Origin of the sequence: Trinickia soli (genome assembly GCF_002879855.1) — a bacterium.
Taxonomy (GTDB): Bacteria; Pseudomonadota; Gammaproteobacteria; order Burkholderiales; family Burkholderiaceae; genus Trinickia; species Trinickia soli.
In genome coordinates this window covers 126,095-149,262 of the sequence record NZ_PNYB01000008.1, presented here as the reverse complement: position 1 = coordinate 149,262, position 23,168 = coordinate 126,095, and the positions used below count along the sequence as shown (strand labels likewise).

Here is a 23,168-nt window from a genome sequence, read left to right as displayed (position 1 = left end):
ACTCCTTCGATCGAAAAATAGAGGCGTTACTTCGGCAGGTTGGCTACGAGTCGAATCGAAGTCGTGAGTTCTTCGAGTTGGAAATGCGGCTTGAGGAACACCGTTGCGCGGTAGGCGCCCGGCTCGCCCGGCACGTCCGTCACGACCACCTTGGCTTCGCGAAGCGGGTAGCCGGCCTTGGCGTCCTGCGATGCGTTATCGTCCAGCAGCACGTAGTTGGAGATCCACGAATTGAGAAAATCCTCGACGTTGCCGCGCGTCATGAACGTGCCGATCTTTTCCCGCATGATCACTTTGATGTAATGAGCAAAGCGCGAAGCGGCGAGCATGTACGGCAGCATCGCGGAAATCTTGGCATTGGCGTTGGCCGAATCGGAGAAGTACTTCTTGGGCTGATTGGTGGTTTGGCCGCCGAAGAATGCCGCCTTGCCGGTGCCCTTGCAGTGACAGAGCGTGATGAAGCCCAGGTCGTTAAGCTCTTTCTCGCGGCGGTCGGTGATCGAGATCTCGGTCGGGCACAGAAGCTCGACGCTGCCGTTGCTCGACGTATACGTATAGCTGGGCAGGCCCTCGACGAGGCCGCCGCCTTCGACGCCTCGAATGGCGGCGGTCCAGCTATAGAGCGCGAACGCGTTGGTGATCCGCTCGGCAAGCAGATAGGCCGGATTGCCCCAGAGGAAACGGTTCGGTTCCGGATCGGGGTAGTTGAGCAGTTCGCCGGTCATCGAATAGACGGTCGCCGAATTGGCGCCGCCCACTTGCTCGTCGAAGTTGATGCCTTCGCAGGGCGTCGTGTTGCGCTTGTTGGGCGAGCCGTAGGGCAGCCGCAGCAGCGCGCGGGGCAGCACGAGCGTGACGTAGCGTGCGTCTTCCATTTCGCGGAAGGCTTGCCATCCCGCCGAATCCACCCCTTCGAAGATCTTCTTCAGGTCGCGCGGCTTGTCGAGCTTGTCGAATCCGCCCAGCCCGAACAGCTCGGTCGAAGCCTGCGCGATGAACGGAGCATGGGCGGCCGCCGCCACTTCGGCCATCTTCGTGACGAAATCGATGTCGTCGCCCGACTTGCCGATCGCGTAGTCGCCCACGAGCAGACTGTACGGATTGCCGCCGAACGTGCCGTATTCGGCTTCGTAGATCAGTTTGAACAGCGCGCTTTGATCGAACTCGACCGCTTTGAGCATGTCTTTGCGCAGTTCGTCCTTGGTGGCGTTGAACACGCGCAGCTTGAGCATCGTGCTCGTCTCGGTGTTCATCACGAGGAAATGGAGCCCGCGCCAAGTGGCTTCCATCGCCTTGAAGCTGTCGCAGTGCATGATGCTCGAGAGCGCGCTGCTTAGTTTTTCGTCGATGAGCGAGACGAGTTCGTCGATCACCGCGATCGCGCCGCGCTTGCGTGCTTGTTCGATCTGGCGGGTGGCGTCCGCATTCGCCTCGACGAAATAGAGATTCAGTTGGGCGACAAAGGCATTGACCAACGCGGCGGTCTGATCCGCCGTCATGCCGAGCGGCGTGGCGAGCGCGGTATTCGCCGCGGTCACGCTCGCATCGTCCACCGCGGGTGCTCCCTCCTTGCCGGGCTGGGCTTTTTCGATCAACGCGTCGAGTTGCTCGCTGACGGCATCGATTGTCTCGGCCTTGGCCTGTAACTCGCGGATCTGGCTGCGCGATTGATAGAGTGCCTTGAGCGAGGGCAAAGACTGAATGACCGTCATCGGCTCGAAGGCGTCGATATTGGCGAAGGTCAGTTCGTTGTCCTTCTCATCCTTGAGCAAATCCTTGAGCGCTTCATCGGCTTGCTTCGCGGCTGTGAGCACGGCGCGCGGCAGAATCGTCGCCATCACGTCGTCGAAATTGTCTCGGTCGATCTCGACCATCGACCGTTCTTTCAGCGGCGGATAGGTGGACGGGTCGCTTCGCTCGCCTTGCAGGTCGGCGAGAATGCCGACGATGAAGGGCAGCTCCTTCCTTTCGATGGCGCCGCCTGTTTCTACGTCATACGTGATCTTGACCCGGGGAGGGCGCACACGCAGGAGCTTTTTCTGAACGCTTTCACTCATGATCTCACCTCGCGATATTGACTTTATTGAAACGGTCTATTTGTTCGGCGATGAGCATGCTCAGCGCGCCGTCGTTGCTTGAATCAGCAACTCAGCCATGGTCTACGTATGGCGGACTCGTTACTGCCATCGATTCGGTCGATCGCCATGGCCTCTGCTCGTATCCATGGATGAGACGATAGACAGATTCGTGTGAGGATTTACGCAATAGGCATGCCAGGCGTTGGCACATAAGCGATGCGTTGGTTTCGGCGGGGATTCGACGTGTCGATATCCGCAATCGTGGGTCGATTCAAACCCAATGCGAAGGGCGATAAACCGCCGCAATGTTTTTGCGGTCGCGGAGCAATGGCGAGTGGGTGATGATTTTCGGGGGTGGGTGGACTGCGACCCATGCCGGCGCAATGTCGACGGCATTTACTGCAGCATGCGCGGCATCGACTATGGGATGGGCCGCGCTTTTCCATTCAGACTAAGAATTGAGAGACCTACTCGCGCCACGTTGGGGCGATGGGTCATCCGCTCAGCAAGTCATGCGCAGGGGATCAGCGTATAGGCCGGGAACGCCGAACTGCTATGGCCGATGCCCGGCGTATGGGGCTACATGAACCGACTAGCCAAGCCATCCCTTGATGGTTTCGCACATAGCATCCGCTGCGATGCCATACCGCGCGTGCAGCGTAGGCAGCGCGCCCGCGTCGAGAAACTCGTCGGGCAGCGCGACCTGGCGGAATGCGGGAGTGACCCCCGCGCTCAACAGTTCGCGGGAGACGGCTTCGCCCAGCCCGCCGATGATCGTGTGATTTTCCGCCACGACAACCATGCGGCCAGTGCGGCTCGCTTCGCGGACAATTGTTTCCGTATCGAGCGGCTTAATCGTCGGCACATGCAGCACGGCGACATCGACGTTGTCGGCCGCCAGGGCTTTTGCGACTTCGAGCGAGCGCATCGTCATGATGCCCGAAGAGATCAACAGGACATCGTTGCCGTCGCGCAGCAGCTTGGCCTTGCCAAGCTCAAAACGATAGTCATACTCATCCAGCACGGCAGGCACGTTGCCCCGCAGCAGCCGGGCATAGACCGGCCCATTGTGGGCAGAAATCGCCGGCACCATCTGCTCGATATCGAGCGCGTCGCACGGATCGATCACGGTCATGTTCGGCATTGCGCGCATGAGTGCAAGGTCCTCGGCCGCCTGGTGGCTCGGGCCGTAGCCCGTCGTCAAGCCGGGCAACGCGCAGACGATCTTCACATCGAGGTTGTCTTCCGCGATGGTTTGGTGAATGAAGTCATAGGCGCGTCGCGTGGCAAACACGGCGTATGTCGTGACGAACGGTTGCGCGCCTTCGTGCGCGAATCCCGCCGCCGCACCCATGAGCAATTGTTCGGCCATCCCCATCTGGTAGTAGCGCTCCGGGAATGCTTTCGCAAAGAGATGCAGGTCGGTGTATTTGCCAAGGTCCGCCGTCATCCCGATCACGCTGGCCTTGTTTCGTGCCAGCTCGACCAGCGCATGGCCGAACGGTGCGGAACGCGTGAGCTGGCCCTCGGCCGCGATCGACGCGATCATGGCCGACGTTTTCAGGCGAGGTTTCTTATCGATGGTGCTCATGCTTGCCTCCCAGATTCGAGTGCTTCGAGCGCGAGCTGCCACTCGTGTGCATCGACTCGGATGAAGTGGTTCTTTTCCCGTTGTTCCAGAAATGGCACACCGCACCCCATCCTCGTGTCGCAGATGATGATGCGCGGTTGTGGCTGGTCGTGATTGCGTGCGTGATCGAATGCGCGTTCGACTGCGTCGATGTCGTTGCCGTCCACGCGTTGAACGTACCAGCCGAACGCTTCCAATTTGGGCACGAGCGGCTCGAAGGCCAGGATCTGCGTTGAAGGACCGTCCGCTTGCTGGTTATTGACGTCGACCATGGCGATCAGGTTGTCGAGCTTCCAGTGCGCGGCCGACATGATGCCTTCCCAAATCGCCCCTTCGTCGAGTTCGCCGTCGGAGAACAGCGTGTAGACGAATGCGTTGGAACCCTTGCGCTTCAGGCCGAGGCAACGGCCAACGGCTATCGTGAGCCCTTGTCCAAGCGAGCCGCCTGACATCTCCATGCCGGGCGTATAGCTGGCCATGCCCGACATGGGAAGGCGGCTGTCGTCGCTGCCGTAGGTCTCGAGTTCATCGGCAGGCAGGATTCCCGCTTCGAAGAGTGCGGCGTACAGCGCAATCGCATAGTGGCCATTGGAAAGCAGAAAGCGGTCGCGTCCTTCCCATTCGGGGTCGTGCGGTTGGTAGCGCATGGCGCCGAAGTAGGCGACCGCGAGCACGTCGGCGATATCGAGCGCCTGGCCGATGTAGCCTTGCCCCTGAACTTCGCCCATCAGTAATGCGTTTCTTCGTATCCTGTACGCGCGCTCCGAGAGCGTGACGTCCTCAATGATGGCTTCGTTATTCATGAGTGACTCCGTTGATGTCGAACGGCTTTGCGCCGTTCAGCGATTAACTGACTTGGCCGGAACGAGGAACACGAGCAAGGCGCCCAGCGTGACGGCTAAAGAGATGAAGATGAGGCCCGCGGTCGATTTGCCCGTCAGGTCGTTGAGCCAACCGACGATGGCCGGCGAGAAGAACCCGGCAAGGTTGGCAAAGCAGTTGACGGCTGCAATGCCGGCCGCAGCCGAAACGCCACCGAGCATGGCGGTCGGCAACGACCAGAACTGAGACGATGCGGCGAGAATGCCGGCGGACGCGATGCTCAGCAATGTGATCGAGGCACCGACGCTCCCGAGCAGCGGCAGCATCGCGAAGCCGGCTACGGACACGAGCATGGGAATAGCCAGGTGAAGGCGTCGTTCGCGCAACCGATCCGCGCTCATGCCGATGAGCGGCAGCGCGACGATGGCGCAGAGATAAGGAATCGCGGTAAAGAGCCCGACGTGGAGCGGATCCGATACGCCGGCTTTGCGAATAATCGTGGGCAGCCAAAATGTCAGCCCGTACTGACCCAACACGACGCAGAAATAGATGGCCGCGAGGAGCCACAAACGACGGTCGCCGATGAATGCCCCGATGGAGCCGTGCGCGCTCTTGTGCGCGTTGTCGCCTTCGACGTTGCGAGCGAGGAGGCGCTTTTCGGCGTCGGTGAGCCATTTCGCACTTGCGATGCCGTTATCGAGGTAGAACAGGATCACGATGCCGAGCAGCAGCGAAGGGACGGCTTCGAGCAGAAACAGCCATTTCCAGCCGGTCAGCGACATCACGCCTTGCAGCGAGTGCATGATCCAGCCTGACAAGGGGCCGCCTAAAATGCCCGCGAGCGGGATTGCCATGAAGAAGATCGACAACGCCTTTGCGCGGCGCGCGCTGGGGTACCAATAAGTCAGGTAAAGAATGACGCCCGGCGCAAAGCCTGCTTCTGCGACACCGAGCAGAAACCGAAGCACGTAGAAGGTTGTCGGTGATTTTACGAAGATGAAGCTGGCGGATATGACAGCCCACGTCAGCATGATCCGAGCGAGCCAGGTGCGTGCGCCAACCTTATGGAGTATGACGTTGCTCGGTACCTCGAATAAGAAATAGCCGAGAAAGAAGATGCCCGCGCCCAATCCGTAAATCGTTTCGCTGAATCGCAGGTCGTTCAGCATCTGCAGTTTTGCGAAGCCTACGTTCACGCGGTCGAGGTATGCGCCGAGGTAGCAGAGCATCAGGAACGGAATGATCCGGCGGCTCACCTTCGCGTAGGTTTGGGCCTCGAATGTCGGCGAGTCGCTGTCCGCGACTGAATTGTCAGGGGCGGCAGGCGATGCCGCGTAGGTCGATTTCATTTTGTGTCTCCTGTGGGCTGAGGGCCGAGCCGTATTCCCGCTCGCGCACTCGACGGGCAGTTGTACAAAGCTCGTTAGGGCCTCAGCGACCCAATTCCCGTGTCGTCCGGGATATTAAGAATGCACGCCGCACCGGCGCGGGCTACGTCGTTAGTGAATCAGCATGCCGCCGTTGACGTCCAGCGTGATTCCCGTCAGATACGTCGAAAGATCGCTCACGAGGAACAGGCATGCGTTGGCGACGTCGGCCGCATCGCCGAGTCGGCCGAGAGGGATGCCTTTGATGATCTCGGTACGCATGTCCGGCGTGAGTTTGTCGCCCGTGATGTCGGTCTGGATCAGACCCGGCGTGATGGAGTTGACACGAATATGGTCGGGGCCGAATTCGCGGGCCATGGCTTTGGCAAGCCCGAGTACGCCGGCTTTCGCGGCACTGTAGTGGGGGCCGCCGAAGATGCCGCCGCCGCGCTGGGCGGAGACGGACGACATGCAGACGATGCTGCCGCTTGTTTGCGCTTTCATCGCAGGGATCACAGCCTGCGACATATAGAGCGTGCCGCGCAAATTCACGTCGACGATGGCATCGAAATCCTTGCCGCCGATTTCAAGCGTTCGTACGGGTTGAGTGATGCCCGCGTTGTTGATGAGTCCGTCGATCCTGCCGTACCTTTCGAGCGTCGCATCGACCGCGGAGACGCAGGCTGACTTATCGGTCACGTTGCAGCCGAGTCCCAGATGCGCTCTGCCCAGGTCTTCCGCTGCCGCTTCTGCATCCTCTTTTCGCAGGTCGATCACGACCACGTGCGCGCCGTGGGCCGCTAGCGCCTTTGCCGTTGCCTTGCCTATACCACGAGGCGAGGCGGCGCCGGTGACCATGATGACCTTGTTCTCGAGCAACATTGCTTGTCTCCTGAGTGTTGATGGGTGCCCATAGTTTTCGCTGAAGGGGCGACCGAAACAACACGGAAACGCTCAACAATGGCTGAGAAAAATTCAGGTCAGTGCTGTCGATGACTAGAGGCGGGCGGATGTCTCCCGTTCCATCCATGCGAGAAACCGCGCGACCCGCGGCAGATCGGCATTTTGATTCGGGTAAACGAGGTGGTGAGCACTGACCTCGACCGCGTACGTATTGTCGAAAACAGGGACCAACAGGCCCTCCTTCATCTTCACGGACGCGAGCATGAGGCTTTCGAGCGCGATGCCTAGCCCCAGGGCCGCTGTCTCGATGGACATGTACGAACGATCGAACGAGAAGTCGAACGTCTTCTGAGTGGCGGGCACGCCGGTCCTGCCGAACCATTGCTTCCACTGGGCTAGCGGCGTCTCCGAATAGATCAGGCGATGGCTCAGCAAGTCGGCCGGTGTCAGGACGGGGTGCCGTTCGAGGTAAGCCGGGGAGGCGAGCGGGGCAATGTACTCGCCGCGAATGGTTCGCACTTCGAGGTTGCTCCAGTTGCCGTAGCCGTGGCGGATGTCGATGTCGTAGTAGCCGTTCGAGAACGAGACGTCCTCATACGAACAGGCGAGATTCAGTTGGATGTCGCCGTTGGCCGCCTGGAACGACGCGAGGCGCGGAAGCAGCCACATCAAGCCGAAACTGGGGCTCGAATGCACCCGCAAAATATCCATTTCCTTGCGGCTCGATGCCCGTTCCGTCGCTCGGCTCAGGTCGGCAAGCGAGCCCGTCACGTCGGTGAGATAGCGCTCGCCTGTCGGGGTTAGCACCAATCCGCGCCCCGATCGTTGGAACAGCGGCTGCCCGATGATCGACTCGAGATTGCTGAGTTGATGGCTCACTGCGGATGCCGTCAAACCGAGTTCATCGGCCGCGCGATTGACGCTTTTTGTTCTGGCGACGCTTTCGAACGCGATGATGGCTTTGAGCGGGGGAATACGCATCGTGAAATTTTTTTCAATCGCAGTTGAACAAAACCGCGTTGCTCCGGCGCTGTGGACGCTGCCATTCTGTGGATAAGCACACGGACACGCTCGCTCGATGGCGGAAATGGGCCGTGCGTAGGCGGGAGACGCTTTCGGTTCTCGGCCTCATACACACATGACGCGATGCACAACCGCGCAGGAGACGCCAATGCATTATCCCCACTTCGGGTCGGCAACGCGAACCTTCGCGGCAGAAAAATGTTGGCGGGCACGCCAGCGCGGGGCTTTCGCCAACTGTCCTTCAGCCGTACCCCCGCGCTCGCCGGTCTAGGCCTCCGAGGTCTTCGCTTCGTTTCCCATCGCGCCGGGTGTCTGCGCGAATCGTCCTTCGTCATTGGAGAAATGCAGATGGGTTCACAGCCATACCTCCTGGCGGCCCGATCGATCGTGAAAAGTTTCGGTCCGACCAACGTGCTCAAGGGTGTCGATCTCTCCCTCGCGCGCGGCGAGGTGCACGCGTTTCTCGGTGGTAACGGTGCTGGGAAGTCGACGTTGATCAAGATCATCTCTGGGCAGCTCGACCGCGATGGCGGCGTGCTCGAATTCGGTGGGCAAACGCTAGAAGGTTCCGTGGCAGCACATGTCGACGCCGGCGAGATTGCGGTCGTGAATCAGGAGTTGGCGCTGCTTCCGCATCTGTCTGTTGCCGAAAACATCGCGCTGCCGCGTTTGCGCAGAGCGGGTCACAAGTACAGCGAGCGTGCATCCGAAGCCATTGCAATCGAAGCCCTTTCGCTCATCGACCCACGCTTCGCGCGGGAGTCGGTTGCCCGCATGGTCGGCGATCTGACACTGCACGAGCGACAACTCGTGGAGATTGCGCGAGCGCTCGGGTCGGGAGCGAAGTTGCTGCTGCTCGACGAGCCTACCGCCAATCTCACGGCTTCCGAAACCGGGCGCTTATTCGCTGTCATACGACGGCTGGTGGCCGACGCTGGCCTTGCCGTCCTGTTCGTTTCACACCGGATGCGGGAAATCCGGCAGATCGCGGACGTCTGTACGGTCATCCGGGACGGCAAGACGGCGATCGACCGTGTCGCGTTGTGCGCGATCACGGACGGCGAGATCGTCGAGTGCATGGGGCAGAGCATCGCGCACGAAGAAGCCGCGGCTCTCCGGGACCGGGGTTCCCCACGGGTGAAGGGGCGTCGCGACACCATGGCGGCGGACGGCGACACCATCAGGATCAAGCGCGACGATATCGACCTGACGGTCCAACCCGGGGCGATCGTTGGGCTTGCAGGAGCCCCGACGGGGCCGATGGCGTTGATCGAAGCGCTGACGGGCCTTTCGGATGCATCGTCATGGAAGGTCGAGCGCAATGGCGCGCCGATGGCCTACGCCAGTTCGGCGGCCGCGGCGCGCGCCGGCGTCGGCTTCGTCTCCGGCGACCGCGCGAACAAGGGGATCCTCGGAGCGCTTCCGATCATCGACAACCTGATGGCGGCCAGGCGCATCGTCGAGCGCCGCGGTTGCGTGAGCCGTTCAGAGCCAGAGGAGGGGGCGAGGGTGGTCGACGCCCTGGACATCAAGGCGGCTTCGCTTTGGGACCTGCCTTCCACATTGAGCGGCGGCACGCAGCAGAAGCTGCTCGTTGCTCGCTGGCTCGCACTACAGCCCAGGTTGTTGGTGCTCGAAGAGCCGACCCGCGGCGTCGACATCCGCACCAAACATGAGATCTACGCATTGATCAGGAAGATGGCTGCGCAAGGAACGGCGGTGATCTGGTGGTCAACCGAATACGTCGAACTCGTCGAATTGTGCGACACCGTGCTCGCGTTCGATCTCGACGGTCACCCAACCCGGGTGCTGTGCAATGCGCAGGTGACCGAGACGCAGCTCGCCGACGCGACCGGCATGGCAGCGTGAAAACCTGGTGCGTGATGCGCAGCGAATAAGCCTATCAATCTGGAGACGAGCATGAAGTCGGTTACCCATCCACTTGCGAGCGAACGGGCTCAGTCCCGCGGCGGACTGCGCCGCCTGTTGTCGACATACCGGACGGAAATCGCGATCGCAATTGCGATCGTGATCGTCGAGTTGGGCGTCGGTATGGTGGTGCCCGCCGCGTTGTCCGGCGGCAATATCGCGAACGTGCTGCAGGCTTCGGCTCCGCTCGTGATCATGTCATTCGGGGTGTTGCTCGTCATCATTACCGGAGGGATCGATCTATCCGTCGGTTCTGTCTTTTCGTTGACGGGCATGGTGACGGGACTCGCCATGTCACATGGATACGGCGCCATCGCAAGCAGCGTCGCGGGGCTTGCCGTGGGGGCGCTCATTGGCTTGATCAACGGAGCGCTCGTCACGTTCGTCGGTCTCGCTCCATTCGTCGTGACGCTGAGCACCTACGCGATTGCCGGAAGTCTGTCCTTCATCGTGACCAACGGCAATTCTCTGCCGATCTCGGATCCGAACTATTGGCTGCTCGACGCCGGGACGCTGCTTCCGGGCGTGCCCAACTATGTCTTGTGGTGTGCGCTCCTGCTGATCGCGATCGAGTTTTCTCTGCGCAAGGTCGTAGGGGGCCGCTGGCTGTATGCCGTCGGCAGCAGCAGTGCGTCTGCGCGGGTGATCGGCATCCCCGTCAACCGTGTACGCCTTACGGCCTACCTGCTATCGGGGTTGCTGGCGTCTTTCGCTGGAATCGTCAGCGTGTCGTACGTCAGCAATGCGGAAGCCACGGCGGGTTCGAGCCTGATGTTGCAGTCCATTGCCGCCGTCGTTATCGGCGGGGCGAGCCTCTTTGGCGGAACGGGTTCAGCGGTCGGCGCGCTACTGGGTTCGCTGATGATCACGATCATTCAAAACGGCGCAAACCTGATCGGTGTGAATAGCTTTTGGCAAGGCACCGTGACCGGAATCGTCATTCTGATCGCGGTGCTTGTCGACCGCGTGACCAAGGCACGGCGCTAAGCCGCATCTACGAGACTAAAGGAGACGGAGATGAACATCACGACGACGAACGAAGGTGGGGTTGCTGGGAAGCCGTTCCGTAGATGGATAACGGCCGCGGCACTGATCGGTTCAGCACTCGCATCGCAAGCGTCACTCGCGCAGGCGAAGCAGACGGTGGCTTATATTGCCCCTTCCCTGGATATTTCGTACTGGCAATGGGTTGCTTATGGCGTCAAGCAGCGCGCGAAGGAACTCGGTATGAACTATGTCGAATTTACATCGGAGAACTCGCCCGCCAAGCAGATGGACAACGTTCATACGGCGCTGACGCGCGGTGTGAGCGCGATCGTGATGGGCCCGGTCAGTTCAACGAGTACGCCCCCCATCCTGCGTGTGCTGAAGGAGAAGTCAGTGCCGATCGCGTTCGCCGGAATCGGGCCACAGGCTGGGCAAACGGATTTCACGTCCGCCGTCACAGCGAACAATTACGAGACCGGGAAGGCGCAAGGATCATATGTTTGCAAACTCGCGAAGGCTCGCGGCGGGAACAAGGTTGCGATGCTCGCCTTGCCGCTCGACCGGGAGAATGCGCAGAAGTATATGAAAGGCGCGCAGGAGTCGTTCAAGACCGATGGTTGTGATCTTGTCCAAGTGTTGCAAACGCACGGTTTGACCGTCAACGAAGCGATCTCGCAAGCCAACGATGTCCTTACGGCACATCCTGACCTCAAAGCGATCTACGGCATGTACGACGAAGCCGCGATCGGCGCTGCGAAGGCCCTGCAAACGAGGGGACTCACGGGGAAGGTGGCGATCGTTACCGCGGACGGCAGTCCGACGACGATTCATCTGCTGCGTGAAGGGGCGATCCAAGGCATCTTCCTGCAAGAGGCTGTCGGTCAGGGGATCGATGCCACGACCCAGGTATTCAATGCGCTGAGCCACAAGCCGACGACTCAGGAGCTGGCCTTGAAGGAGCCCCTGGTGACGCACGACACGATCGATCAACCGGAGGCACAAACGAAGCTCAAGCGTGTGTATCCGCCTTCGGCCGGCAATTATTGATCGCTTTCCCATCGTCGACGCGCCCGCTTCAGGCGGGCGTCGCCTCGGCCGCAACGAACTCAGAATGCTTTGGAGACATCATGGACGACCTGCCCATCATCGACCCGCACCACCATCTATACGATCTGCGTACGGGACATTACCCCTGGCTGCAAGGTCCGATGCTGAAGCGTGTTTTTGGCGACTATTCGGCCATACGCAAGGACTATCTTATCGACGACTTCCTGGCCGACATCAAGAATCAAAACGTGGTGAAGACCGTCCATCTGCAGGTCGAGTACGATCATAACGATCCCGTCGCGGAGACGAGATGGTTGCAGGGAGTGGCGGATAAGCACGGGTATCCGCATGGCATCGTCGCCTTCGCGGATCTTGCTTCCGACGGCGCGCAGGCGGTGATCGAAGCCCATTGTGAATTTCCGAACGTGCGGGGCATCCGTCAGTGCTTGAACTTCCATCGCGACCCCGTCAAGACGTTCATCGACAACCCCCATCTGATCAGTGACAGTCGTTGGCGGCGCGGGTATGCACTGCTCGGGCGCTATGGCCTCTCGTTCGATTTGCAGCTCTATTACACCCAGATGGAAGAAGCTGTCGCGCTGGCGCGCGATTTTCCCGAAACGCCTATCGTGCTCAACCATACGGGAATGCCGGTGGATCGCGCACCGGAAGAAATCGAAGGCTGGAAAAAGAGCATGAAGCTGCTTGCTTCAGCCCCGAATGTATCGTGCAAGATTTCGGGGCTTGGCATGGGAGATTGGAAGTGGACGGTCGACCGTATCCGCCCGTTCGTCTTGCATGCAATCGAAGCATTCGGAACCGAACGATGCATGTTCGCGAGCAACTTCCCTGTCGATAAGCTCTTCAGCAGCTATGACGACGTATTCAATGCGTTCAAGGCCATCACCAAGGACTTTGCGCCGCATGAACGCCAAGCGTTATTTCACGACAATGCTCAGCGTGTCTATCGTTTGTAAGTCAGTTGATCTTCACGACGACCTTGCCTTTGGCGCGGCCCTGGGCCAGGTATTCAAGCGCGGCCTTTGCTTGCTCGAACGGAAAAACCTTGTCGATCACGGGGCGAATGCTCCCAGACCGGAGCAGTTCGCCAATTTCAGCAAGTTGGCCGCCGTCGGGGCGTACGAAGAGAAACGAGTAGGTGACCTTGCGCTTTCTTGCAAGCCGCATGACCTTGTGGCTCATTAGCCAGAATACGAACGTCAGAACAAAGTTCAGCCTGCGAGTTCGCGCGAACGCGGCATCCAGCGGCCCGACGAGGGACACGATCTTGCCGCCCGATTTAAGGATGCCTATGGATTTTTCAATCGCGTCACCTCTGATAGTGCCGAGCACGACGTCGTAGCTGCGCAATGTCTTGTCGAATTCCTGCTTCTTGTAATCGACCACCTCGTCTGCGCCTAAACTGCTTACGCGTTCAACGTTGCCCGTACTGGTGGTCGTTCCCACCTTGGCGCCAAAGTGCTTTGCCAGCTGGATTGCAAATGTACCGATACCGCCAGCCCCCGCAGGGACAAACACCTTCTGCCCCGGCCGAAGATTGGCGCGCTCCTTCAACGCTTGCCAGGAGGTGAGTCCGACCATCGGAACGGCGGCCGCCTGCACGAAGTCGAGATTGGCGGGCTTCGGCGCGGCAACACTCTCCGGCACCGCTGCGAATTCAGCGAGCGAGCCCCTACCAAGATCGAAGACGCTGGCGAAGATTGCATCGCCCGGCTTGAAACGCGTCACGCGGTTGCCCACTTCGGTTACCACGCCGGCAATATCGCTCCCCATCGTGGCCGGCAATCGGAACTTGAGGATGGGCTTGAACGTTCCAGACGGAATCGCGTTATCGACTGGGTTCAAGCCCACGGCATGGACTTGAACCAACAGTTCATCGGGCTGTAGCGTAGGGCGGGGCACTTCGGCGAACCCGATATCGGGTGACTTGCCATAGCGTTTGAGGACGAGTGCTTTCATGTTGTTCCAGATCCAATATCGGGCAAATGATGAGCAGGGTTCGGGCGGAATCCGGCTCGAGCCCAAGTAGCGATGTACTTCGGTGGCCGGCGAAATCGGCTCCATTGTTTCCGTGCTGGCGCCTGAAAAATCCCACGCGTTTAGCACGAAGTCGGCCGCACCGGCAGCGGCAACCGTGGCTTGCCGAGCACCTGGGTCGCCACCAGCGCGCGCATTCCAATGTTGGTCGCTGTGTATGTACCCAACTCGTTCTCCCTATGGTGTAGAGCGGCCAAGGAACGCAAGTGCGCTGGTCACGAACTCACTGTGAAATTGAAAAATGCCACCATGCCCCGCATCGGGATAAATGATGAGCTGACTATTCGGAAATATTTTGGCCATGTCAGGCGGGTTTTCCGAAGCAACGGGCCGAGAAGCGGTGCTGGTCAGGCTTGTGAGAGATAGCGATCGGCCGCGTGCGCTTGCCGAATGTCGGACAAGAGCCCTTGACGCGCGCCATCCAATGCGTCCCAGCGTCCGGCCACGTGCAGCGGCGGGATGGTGACCAGTTCGCGCTGATCGAAGCCGACCAGCGCGGCATCGACGAGTTCATCGACCTCCATCACTTCGGTAAGCGTGTTGACGTCGATGCCGGCCCGCCCCCAGATCTCCGTGCGCGTCGCCGCCGGAAGTACCGCCTGCACGTAGACGCCGCTGGGCGACAACTCGAGGTTCAATCCCTGCGAGAGGAACAGCACAAAGGCCTTCGTGGCGCCGTAAATCGACATGCCGAACTCGGGCGCGAAACCCACAACCGAGCCGATGTTGACGATCGCGCCGCTACCCGACTGCACGAAGCGCGGAGCGACCGCGGCTGCGAGCCGCGTTAGCGCCGTGGTGTTGAGCGTAATCAGGCGTTCGATGCTTTGAGCGGTTTGCCCTACGAAGCCGCCAGACTGAGCCATCCCGGCGTTGTTGATCAGGACGCCTATGCGGGCATCCTCGCGCAGACGAGTCTCAACCGCTGCCAGGCCGGCGGGGTGGGTGAGGTCGGCCTGCAGCACTTCGACGGCCACGCCATGCTCTTCACGCAGGCGTGTGGCCAGCGTATCGAGGCGTGCCTTGTCGCGCGCAACCAGTACGAGGTCGTGGCCGCGGCCGGCGAAGCGCTCAGCGTAGGTGGCACCGATGCCGGAGGATGCGCCGGTGACGAGAACAGTCGGAAGCGTGGTCATGAGTAGTTTCCTTTGCAAAAGCGGTTTGGACGCAGGCGCAAGCAGCGCGCGCCTCAAGCGGCGTCAGCTACTTGGTGGTTGGGATGGTGTTAATGATGATGACTATAATCTAATCTGTCAAGGTTTTGATGATGACCGACATCAATGTATAATCGAGCCGTCGAACACATGAACCATCGTGGTTAGGAAATGAAGGTCACCAAGGCGCAGGCGCAGGCGAACCGGGAGCACGTTGTCGAGACGGCGTCGAAGCTGTTTCGGGAGCGCGGCTACGATGGGGTTGGCGTGGCCGATCTGATGGCTGCCGCGGGCTTCACGCATGGCGGCTTCTACAAGCAGTTCGGATCAAAGGCCGATCTGATGGCGGAATCGACGGCCTGCGGCATAGCGCAGACCGCGGCGCAGACCGCGGGTGTCAACCCGCCGGAGTTCGTGCGCTATTACCTTTCTCGCGAGCACCGGGACAATCGAGCGACCGGCTGCACGATGGCCGCACTGAGCGGGGATGCCGCGCGTCAGCCGGCGGCAGTCAGGGCCACGTTTGCGGCGGGCATCGAGAACCTGCTGGCTGCGCTCGGCCCCGAAGACACCGGGTCGGTCGGTACGAATGCGGCTCAGACGCGTGCCCGGTACCTCGATACACTGGCGCACGCGGTGGGCGCCTTGGTCATGTCGCGAGCCTGTCCGGACGACTCGCCGCTCGCCGACGAATTCCTCGCGGTGTGTCGCGATGCAATCCTCGCTTCACTGAGCGCTTCAGCGATGGCAAACACGTCTTCGCAAGATCGTCGTACTTCCGGCGTACAGCGACCTGCCGGATCCGGGAACACTCGCGCGGAGAGCGGCAAGGTGACCGCCAAGACAGTGCGAAAGACCAAATAGATGGGCACGGCCTACACGGAAACGACAGGCTTCGTGGCGTCGCGCAACAATTTAATCGGCTTGACGTTGGGCGGGGTATGGAGCCCTTGCATCGGGCCTACGCTGGGAACTGCGGTCGCGTTGGCTATGCGTGGGAAAGGTTTGGTGCAAACGGGCAGCATTTTTCGTATCGTGCTGCCCGGCCGCTCAGGCGCAATCCACCCCATTTAACGATTAGCCTGTTCGGCGCCATTGTGCGACGTCGCCGTAGGCGGGGGGCAGATTGCAAGCGGAAGCTTACCCGCCCGACGAATCGCTTGGCCGACTCCGTGTATTCACGTCCTTGCGCGTTTCACGAGCCTTTGCGTGACGCACAGGCGAAGGTGTGAGAATCGATGCGATGGCTTGCGCTGCCTGCTGAAGGGCGGGCACATGTTTCATCGCAGACTCGATGCTCATGCGCGAGGACGGAGCATGTGCCGCCAAGGCCGCATATACGCGACCGTGTGGGTCGGCGACCGGCACTGCCACCGCCACGGATGCATCGAACAACTCGCTGTCGTGCGTACCGATGCCTGTTTCCTTGGTTCGCCTGATCTCTTCGCTGAGCACTGCCGGATCGGTAATGGTTTTATCGGTATAGCGCTTGAGCGGCTCTTTGCCGAGGAGTCGATGAACCTGCTTGTCGGACATCTCACTGAGAAAGATTTTGCCGCTGGCCGTGCAGTGCAACGGAACGCGTGTGCCAGGTTCGAGATGAAGGCGCAATGGCAACGGCGTTTCAACGCGGTCGATATAAAGCACCTCGTTGCCATCGAGCATGGTCAGGTTACAGCTTTCACCAATCTCGTCGACCAGTTCTTGCAGCACGCCGTGACATTGAGCGCGAAGCGTGGAGTGCTGCATCACGTCGAGTGCGAGTTGCGACATGCGAGGACCGACGATGTAGCGCTTGCTCAGAGGTTCGCGCTGCAGCAAGTCCGCCTCGTGAAGCATCGCAAGTATCCGGAAAACGGTGGGCTTGGGCAGATTGCTTGCCTGCGTCGCATCGTCCAGAGATACGGGAACCCCCGCTTTGATTACATATTCGAGCACCGAGAACGCTCGTAAGGCCGTGGACTCCGGCTTATTTTCTTCCTTGGTCGCCATGGCTACGGGCGGGGAGATTCGTGGAGGGTCACTATTGTATCGCATGGTCTGTTGTGCTCCCTGTGGCAGACGCCGTCACCGGCGCGGAGCCGGCCTCCTTTGTCAACTCGCCAGTATGGTCGCCGACGATGCCGCAGCAGCAGACCATCACTGCGCCGCCCGCACGCGAGCGAGCGTATCCAAACGATCCTGAGAGTAGCGGGTCGTAAAACCTTGCTGCAAAAGTCCGGTCAGATATCCGGGTGATGGTTTGCGGTCCTCGCGAAATCAGGCAGCCGCGCGCAGGCCGAGCATCGCTCGCGCTTCGGTCGGCGTCGCAGGTCTTCTGTCAAACAGCGGGCACGAGTCGACGATCTTTTTGACCAGATCCGCGTTGCTTGTGGCAAGGCGCGTTTCATCGAAGCGAAGATTGTCTTCCAGGCCGGTTCTGCAATGACCGCCCTCGGCCAGGCACCACTGGTTCACCTCCCACTGGTGCCGCCCTATCCCCGCAGCGACCCAGGTCGCCTCCGGCAGGATGTCGCTGAGTTCAGCACGCAGGAAATCGAAGATGGAGCGCCGTGCAGGCATGGCGTTCGGCACCCCCATGACGAACTGTATGTGGGGGCGTGCGCTGAGCAGTCCCAATTTGACCAGCTTGGCGGCGCTATACAGCATCGCAAGGTCGAACACCTCGATTTCAGGTTTGATGTCGTTCTCGAGCATTGTCCTGGCCAGCCCCTCGACGAAGTCGGGCGGATTCTCATAGATGCCCGTGGGGAAGTTGACCGAACCCGTCGCCAGCGAAGCCATGTCCGGTCTCAGATACAACATCGCGCCACGGGCGACCGGGTCACGACCGCGGCCGCCTGTAGAGAACTGCACGATCATGCCCGGGCAGTGCTTGCGAATGCCTTCTTGCACCTGCCCATAAAGCTGCGGATCGGAGCCGGGCGATTCGTCCGGATTACGCACGTGGACATGCACGATCGAGGCGCCTGCCTCAAAGGCCTCGTGTGTGGATTCGATCTGCTCAGACGGTGTGATGGGCACGGCCGGATTGTCCTTCTTGCGCGGCAGCGCTCCGGTAATGGCGACCGTGATGATGACCGGCTTCGACATAGGGAATCTCCTTAGCTTCTCGTTCAGTGAAATCGTGCATTTCATTATTGCTCTCGCCGGTTTCATATGCAATGATTTCATCAACAGGAACAAATGATTTCATTGGATGAAATGCAGGCGGGCGGACTCGGTCGAACGACGCCGAGGCGTGCGAGCAGAACTCAACCCAGGAGAAGGACTCCGTGAGCAACGAACGCATGACATATCGAGATCTGCTGGAACTCGTCGAACTGATCAAGTCGTCCTCCGACTTCAGGGAGTTTCATCTGAAGATGGGCGATCTCGAGGTCGACCTCACACGACACGCCGGGGACGACGCGGACGCAGCGGCGCCCCGGACGCCGTCTCCGTCGGCGCAGCCGCGACTACCGATGACGCCTCCCCCGGCACCGCCGGCGGCTTCGGTTGAGACGGTCAAGCGCGATGACGTGCCGCACCAGCGTCACGGACACGTGGGCGGTGGCGAAATCGTCGTGGAATCGGCTGTGCCTGCGGCAAGCGCGCCGGCGGCCGGCGCTCATGCCGCCCCGCTCGCGTATCCGCCGGGTGCGGTCTTGATCAAGTCGCCCATGGTCGGCTCGTTCTACCGCGCAGCGGAACCGGGCGGGCACCCCTTTGTTGAACACGGACAGGTGGTCGATGCCGACACGACCGTGTGCATCATCGAAGTGATGAAGCTGATGAATTCGATCCCTGCGGGTCAGAAGGGCACCGTCACGCACATCCTCGTCGACGACGGAGATCCTGTGGAGTACGGACAAGTGTTGATGGTCTTAGACCCGGCGTAGCGCCAACCGGTCCGATAAGTTGATTGCATCTTTACCGCCAAACCGGATAGAAGCGTGACGACGACAGCTCAACCTTTCAAACGCATCCTGGTGGCAAATCGCGGGGAGATCGCCGTGCGCATCATCCGTGCGTGCCGCGAACTCGGAGTAGAGACCGTGCAGGTCTATTCGGACGCCGATCGCGATTCTCTCGCCGTGCGGCTTGCGGACCGGGCCGTGTGCATCGGGCCGCCACGATCCAGCCAAAGCTATCTCAACGCCGAATTCATCGTCTCGGCTGCACTGATCCATCAGGCCGATGCGATTCATCCCGGGTATGGGTTTCTGTCCGAGAACGCACACTTCGCCGGGCTGTGTGAGCGAGAAGGTGTGACCTTTATCGGACCGTCCGCCCGCGTCATCTCGTTGATGGGCGACAAGGCCATGGCCCGGCGTATGGCCGAGGAGGCGGGGGTGCCCACCACGCCGGGATCGGCCGGGAAGCTCGATGGCGTCGCTCAAGCGAGGGCAGTGGCGGCGGAACTGGGCTATCCGGTGATCCTCAAGGCAGCCGCGGGCGGTGGCGGGCGAGGCATGCGAATCGTGTGGTCCGAGAACGACATCGCGACGCAATACACGGATGCTGCGCGCGAGGCAAAGGCGGCGTTCAACGACGATTCCATCTACATCGAGAAATACCTCAGGGCCATACGGCACATCGAGATCCAGGTGTTATCGGATGGAGAGAACGTCCTTCATCTGGGCGAGCGCGATTGCTCGATTCAGCGGCGCAATCAGAAATTGCTCGAGGAAAGTCCGTCTGCCGTGCTGGACGACACCGTGCGTACGCAGATTGGTGAAGCGGCAGTGCGGCTGTGCAAGCACGTGGGATACAAGAGCGCCGGAACCATCGAATGCATTCTCGATGGCAGCACGGGACGCTTTTACTTCATGGAAATGAATACGCGCGTGCAGGTCGAGCATCCGGTCAGCGAACTCGTCACCGGCATCGACATCGTCAAGGAGCAAATCCGCATCGCGCAGGGCACGCCGCTTACGCTCGCGCAGTCGGATATTCATCTGTCGGGGCATGCCATCGAGTGCCGCATCAACGCTGAAGATCCCGACAACGGCTTTGCCCCGTGCCCCGGGACGATCCAGAATTTTCATGCGCCGGGGGGACCCGGAATCCGCATCGATTCACACGTGTACACCGGCTATCGGATCCCACCGTATTACGACTCCCTGCTCGCGAAAGTCATCGCCTGGGGGCACAACCGGGAAGAGGCGCTGGCGCGGATGCATCGCGCCATTTCAGAAATGCGCATTGATGGCGTGAAGACCACGCTGCCGTTCCACCTGGCCTTGCTGCGCAACGCGCAATTCCGGCGCGGCGACGTGCATACCAAATTCGTCGAAGATGTTTTACTGGAGGCAAAATGATGCAGGCAACAGGAGTTCAGTCGTCTGGCGGCGCCGCGTTCGGTCTGGTCGACGTCACCTTGCGCGACGGCCATCAGTGTCTGTGGTCGACGCGCATGACGACGGCGATGATGACGCCGATCCTCGCAACCTTGGATCGCGTCGGATATGCCTATGTCAACATTCTCGGCGGTGCCGTGTTCGATGTCTGCGTGCGCTACTTGCAGGAAAACCCATTCGAACGCGTCGGATTGCTGTGCAGTCGCTTGTCGACGCCGTGCGATGGACTGACTCGCGGGCAGAGCCTGTACACGTTCGAACTCTTTCCTGACGACATCGTCGTGCTGAATTCGCAAGTGCTCGCGCAGCGTGGGCTGAAGGTGCTGACGGTCTACGACGCACTCAACGACAACCGCAACATCGAATGCTCGGTGATATCCGCGCACGACGCGGGCATGCAGGTCAATGCAATGATGACCTACACGCTGAGCCCGGTGCATACGGACGAGTACTACATGGCGCGCGCGAAAGAACTCGTCGCGCTCAACGCCGACTTTATCTCGATCAAGGACCCAACGGGACTCCTCACCCCCGAGCGGGCCAGGACGCTGTTTCCCGCGGTGGCCGCGACAGTCGGCGACATTCCGCTCCGATTGCATTCGCATTGCCAGTCCGGCTTGTCCCCGGAGGTCTATCAGATCGCCATGCAAAGCGGCTTTCGCTACGGCGACACCGCGGTCGAGCCGCTCGCCAACGGTGCATCCCTGCCGGCGGCCGAAGAGATCGATGCGCGGGCGCGCTTGATCGGCGTCGATACCGGCATCGACCAGACCGCGTTGCAGGAAATGTCGGATTACTTCAACTGGCTTGCCGAGCGCGAAGGAAAGCCGCGAGGCAAGGTCGCCGCTTATGACCCGGCCTTGTATGAGCACCAGGTGCCAGGAGGCATGATTTCGAACCTGAAGTCGCAACTGCAGACCATGGGCATGGAGGCGCGCTTGCCCGAAATTCTGGAAGAGGCCTCGCAGGTGCGCCAGGATCTCGGTTATCCGATTCTCGTGAGTCCTTTTGCCCAATACATCATCACGCAAGCGGTGCTGAACGTGGTGCAGGGCGAACGGTACAAAACGATCCCGGATGAAGTGCGCAAGTACGCAATGGGCTACTACGGCAGGCTGGCCGCGGAACCATCGGCTGCGTTTCTCGAGCGCGCCAACATCAAGCCGTCGGACATGACGACCCAGCGGCCCGGCGATCATGTCGATGCATGGGTGCCCCGGTTGCGCGCGGAGCTCGGCGCATCGGCGAGCGACGAAGATGTCCTCCTTAACGCCTTCTATGACAAGGCGCTATTGCAGCCATTGAGCAAACCCGCACCGAAATACGCCTACAAGGCGTCGCCACTCCACGAGCTGATCCGCTATCTGGGCGCCCGCAAGGATATGGACTATGCGCGCATTCGCTTTGCGGGGGCCGAGTTGACGGTATCGACGTGAGGGGCCGTGCAACGACAAGACAAGCTGGGACATACACGCGACGCGCGTCGCCAGACACATCGGCGGGGTTGTCAACCAAGGAGGCAGTGATGGAGCACGTACGGATTCCGGTTCGAGCACGTTTTTCGTGGCTATGGTGGATCATCGGGTGGCTGGCGGTGGTGGCTGCTCCGTCTGTCTGTTTCGCGCAGGCCCAGACCAAATTTTCCGATTGGGGCTGGCCGCTGCCTTATGAGCAAATCTCGCCCAACTCCGTAAAGTGGCTCAAGAGTCAGGGGTGGTGGCCGCTCAAGGTCGCTTTTCAGGCGCCTTGGTCCGGGCAGAACACCGTCAACATCGTGATGGATCGTCAGGGGCTGCTCAAGGCGCGCGGGCTGGAAACGAAATTCCAGGCATTCGCGTCCGGCCCTGCGATCAACGAGGTGATCGTGTCCGGCCGTTTCCAGGCAGCGAGCGGCGGCAACTTCCCGTTCACTTCGCTGCTGGACAAACGCGTGCCGGTGAAGGCGATCGCAATCGAGAGCCCGAACCTGCTGCACGCGCTGATCGTGCCTTCAGACTCGCACATCAAGAGCATGAAGGATTTCAAGGGCAGCAATCCGCCGGCGGCAATCGGACTCGTGACGGGCTCGTCCGCCGAGTTCTACATACAGATGGCGGCCGCGATGAACAACGTCCAAATCGGCAAGGACATCATCCTCAAAAACATGTCGCCAGGCGACCAGATGAGCATGCCGAAGGGGCTGGACGCGGTGGCAGCCTGGGACCCGACCGCGAGCATGATCGTGGATGAGCGAAAGAGCGGCCGGATCGTGGATTCGATCTTCCCGTACAACATGTACGAAGGCCAGTTCTATGTCCGCGCGGAACTCGTTCAACATGCGCCCGATGTCGTTCAGGCGCTGTCCGATGCATTCGCGGAGGCGACGTTATGGATCCGCCGGTACCCTGAGAAGGCCGCGCAATTGATGTCGGAGGATCCGAACCTGAAGAATTATTCGAAGGGCCTGTTGCTGCAGCAGGTCAACGCCTACAACAACCTCTACAAGCCGACGTACATCTACCCCCACGCGCAGTTCTGGGGCGCCGCGAACCAACAGATTTTCAAGTGGCTGTACGACCACAAGCGAATCGAAAGACAGCTGAGCGCGAACGACTTCGCCTCGGCGGTGGACCCGAGCTTCATGACGAAGACCTTCCAGAAGCTCGGCTGGGCCGTTCCGAAGCAGCCGCCGTTCATTCCGGCCAACTGGTCAGGCAAGCCCGATAAGGCGCCGTACCCGCAGTACCTGACAGAGCAGGACCTGAAGCAGCCGCAGCCGTTTCCCGAGAGCGGCGACCTGACCAAGCCGTGGACGTTTGGCGGAAAGACGTACGCGCCATGATGTCCCT

Annotated in this window: 19 protein-coding genes; 9 read left to right on the top strand and 10 right to left on the bottom strand. The window is 60.5% G+C overall.

The window, feature by feature from the left end:
• Positions 1-26: 26 nt before the first annotated feature.
• The 6 genes from tssC to C0Z19_RS11630 all read right to left on the bottom strand — a co-directional run bounded on the left by tssC (position 27) and on the right by C0Z19_RS11630 (position 7,781).
• Positions 27-2,057 (bottom strand): type VI secretion system contractile sheath large subunit, encoded by a 2,031-nt coding sequence (tssC, locus tag C0Z19_RS11655; RefSeq protein WP_102609973.1) that lies wholly within the window; start codon positions 2,055-2,057, stop codon positions 27-29.
• Between the two features lie 613 nt (positions 2,058-2,670).
• Positions 2,671-3,669 carry a transketolase family protein gene (locus tag C0Z19_RS11650; protein WP_102609972.1) on the bottom strand — a complete coding sequence of 333 codons (999 nt, stop codon included), beginning with the start codon at positions 3,667-3,669 and terminating at the stop codon, positions 2,671-2,673.
• Positions 3,666-4,511 carry a transketolase gene (locus C0Z19_RS11645; RefSeq protein WP_102609971.1) on the bottom strand — a complete coding sequence of 282 codons (846 nt, stop codon included), beginning with the start codon at positions 4,509-4,511 and terminating at the stop codon, positions 3,666-3,668. The genes C0Z19_RS11650 and C0Z19_RS11645 overlap by 4 nt, the downstream gene beginning before the upstream one ends.
• Before the next feature lie 36 nt (positions 4,512-4,547).
• A complete protein-coding gene (locus C0Z19_RS11640; protein ID WP_102609970.1) occupies positions 4,548-5,879 on the bottom strand; it encodes an MFS transporter in 1,332 nt (443 codons plus the stop codon).
• 150 nt (positions 5,880-6,029) lie between these two features.
• Entirely contained in the window at positions 6,030-6,779 is a 750-nt protein-coding gene (locus C0Z19_RS11635) for an SDR family NAD(P)-dependent oxidoreductase (protein ID WP_102609969.1), read from the bottom strand.
• A 114-nt stretch (positions 6,780-6,893) separates the two neighbouring features.
• Complete coding sequence (locus C0Z19_RS11630; protein ID WP_102609968.1) at positions 6,894-7,781, bottom strand: LysR substrate-binding domain-containing protein; 888 nt, start codon at positions 7,779-7,781, stop codon at positions 6,894-6,896.
• Between the two features lie 429 nt (positions 7,782-8,210).
• Between C0Z19_RS11630 and C0Z19_RS11625 the strand changes: the two genes are divergently transcribed.
• The 4 genes from C0Z19_RS11625 (at position 8,211) to C0Z19_RS11610 (ending at position 12,763) form a co-directional block, all read left to right on the top strand.
• Positions 8,211-9,692: an ATP-binding cassette domain-containing protein gene (locus C0Z19_RS11625; RefSeq protein WP_233196100.1), complete on the top strand. Its 1,482-nt coding sequence runs from the start codon at positions 8,211-8,213 to the stop codon at positions 9,690-9,692.
• Positions 9,693-9,743: 51 nt separating this feature from the next.
• Positions 9,744-10,739, top strand: coding sequence for an ABC transporter permease (locus C0Z19_RS11620; protein ID WP_102609967.1), 996 nt, complete (start codon positions 9,744-9,746; stop codon positions 10,737-10,739).
• 30 nt (positions 10,740-10,769) lie between these two features.
• Positions 10,770-11,786, top strand: coding sequence for a substrate-binding domain-containing protein (locus C0Z19_RS11615; protein ID WP_233196099.1), 1,017 nt, complete (start codon positions 10,770-10,772; stop codon positions 11,784-11,786).
• A gap of 80 nt (positions 11,787-11,866) precedes the next feature.
• Positions 11,867-12,763 (top strand): amidohydrolase family protein, encoded by an 897-nt coding sequence (locus C0Z19_RS11610; RefSeq protein WP_102609966.1) that lies wholly within the window; start codon positions 11,867-11,869, stop codon positions 12,761-12,763.
• Between the two features lies 1 nt (position 12,764).
• Here the strand turns inward: C0Z19_RS11610 and C0Z19_RS11605 are convergent, their stop codons facing one another.
• Both C0Z19_RS11605 and C0Z19_RS11595 read right to left on the bottom strand, forming a co-directional pair.
• Positions 12,765-13,766 (bottom strand): NADP-dependent oxidoreductase, encoded by a 1,002-nt coding sequence (locus tag C0Z19_RS11605; protein ID WP_102610088.1) that lies wholly within the window; start codon positions 13,764-13,766, stop codon positions 12,765-12,767.
• A 425-nt stretch (positions 13,767-14,191) separates the two neighbouring features.
• Positions 14,192-14,980 (bottom strand): SDR family NAD(P)-dependent oxidoreductase, encoded by a 789-nt coding sequence (locus C0Z19_RS11595; RefSeq protein ID WP_102609965.1) that lies wholly within the window; start codon positions 14,978-14,980, stop codon positions 14,192-14,194.
• Between the two features lie 189 nt (positions 14,981-15,169).
• Between C0Z19_RS11595 and C0Z19_RS11590 the strand changes: the two genes are divergently transcribed.
• Positions 15,170-15,862, top strand: coding sequence for a TetR/AcrR family transcriptional regulator (locus C0Z19_RS11590; protein WP_102609964.1), 693 nt, complete (start codon positions 15,170-15,172; stop codon positions 15,860-15,862).
• Positions 15,863-16,138: 276 nt separating this feature from the next.
• Here the strand turns inward: C0Z19_RS11590 and C0Z19_RS11580 are convergent, their stop codons facing one another.
• Positions 16,139-16,990 (bottom strand): IclR family transcriptional regulator, encoded by an 852-nt coding sequence (locus C0Z19_RS11580; RefSeq protein ID WP_102609963.1) that lies wholly within the window; start codon positions 16,988-16,990, stop codon positions 16,139-16,141.
• 267 nt (positions 16,991-17,257) lie between these two features.
• Positions 17,258-18,091: a 3-oxoadipate:acetyl-CoA acetyltransferase gene (locus C0Z19_RS11575; protein WP_102609962.1), complete on the bottom strand. Its 834-nt coding sequence runs from the start codon at positions 18,089-18,091 to the stop codon at positions 17,258-17,260.
• 182 nt (positions 18,092-18,273) lie between these two features.
• On the opposite strand from C0Z19_RS11575, the gene C0Z19_RS11570 reads away from it, so the two are divergent.
• From C0Z19_RS11570 to C0Z19_RS11555, 4 genes are all read left to right on the top strand, one after another.
• Positions 18,274-18,879 carry a biotin/lipoyl-containing protein gene (locus tag C0Z19_RS11570; protein ID WP_146012042.1) on the top strand — a complete coding sequence of 202 codons (606 nt, stop codon included), beginning with the start codon at positions 18,274-18,276 and terminating at the stop codon, positions 18,877-18,879.
• 54 nt (positions 18,880-18,933) lie between these two features.
• Positions 18,934-20,301, top strand: a complete 1,368-nt coding sequence (gene accC, locus C0Z19_RS11565) for an acetyl-CoA carboxylase biotin carboxylase subunit (protein WP_102609960.1) — start codon at positions 18,934-18,936, stop codon at positions 20,299-20,301.
• Positions 20,298-21,776: a pyruvate carboxylase subunit B gene (locus C0Z19_RS11560; RefSeq protein ID WP_102609959.1), complete on the top strand. Its 1,479-nt coding sequence runs from the start codon at positions 20,298-20,300 to the stop codon at positions 21,774-21,776. The genes accC and C0Z19_RS11560 overlap by 4 nt, the downstream gene beginning before the upstream one ends.
• An 89-nt stretch (positions 21,777-21,865) precedes the next feature.
• Positions 21,866-23,161, top strand: a complete 1,296-nt coding sequence (locus C0Z19_RS11555; RefSeq protein ID WP_102609958.1) for an ABC transporter substrate-binding protein — start codon at positions 21,866-21,868, stop codon at positions 23,159-23,161.
• Positions 23,162-23,168: the final 7 nt, after the last annotated feature.